This is a genomic window from Bartonella sp. AA86SXKL (genome assembly GCF_042196885.1).
The window spans coordinates 1-655 of sequence record NZ_JBHIRE010000406.1; the positions used below are offsets into that span (position 1 = coordinate 1).

Consider the following 655-nt stretch of genomic DNA (forward strand, 5'->3'; position numbering starts at 1 on the left):
GATGGTTCACTGAAAGATTTAGAGAAGCGCTTAGAGACCTTAAGAGAAGAGTTTGAAGATTTGAAAGAGTGTTCATTTTAGGTTTAATGGAGGAATAAAGCAGATGAAAATACCTGATCATAGTCATGAGTATCTGATACCAATAGCCACGAAAGAGGAAATCAGAGAAGGAACTTCGCAAGATAGCGTTGTTGTTCCGAAGATTTTAGGGACGGCATCTTTGTATTCGTATGAAACCTTTGCGCCGTTAGAACAGGTTGTGAATGCAAGGCAAGAGTCGGAAAAAGCCATGGCGCGTGCGAATGGTGCGCAACAGGTTGCAGAAGAATCGAAATCTATTGCTGAACGTGCAGAACAAACAGCGAAAGATGCTTCTCAAACAGCAACAGAGACAACCCAAGTAGCAGCGACCGCGGTAGCGACGAGTCATGAAGTTAAGACGATAGCAACACAAGCAAGTCTTAAGGCGGATGGCGCAAAACGGACAGCTGATGATGCCAAGGATATTGCAGAAGAGGCAAAGGCTCTTTCAGAACAATCCAAGAATGCTTGTGCTGAAGTCAAGGAATCTGTTGCAACTGTTAAGAGAGTTGCCGAATCGGCGCAAACAGGAGTGGAACAAGCCTCGCAAACAGCTTCAGAAGCGAAGGGTTTG

1 pseudogene is annotated in these 655 nt (G+C 45.0%); it reads left to right on the forward strand.

From position 1 onward, the window contains the following. Window positions 1-103: 103 nt before the first annotated feature. Window positions 104-655 (forward strand): annotated as a pseudogene (locus ACFIO5_RS12260) (alanine-zipper protein); the annotation flags it as partial.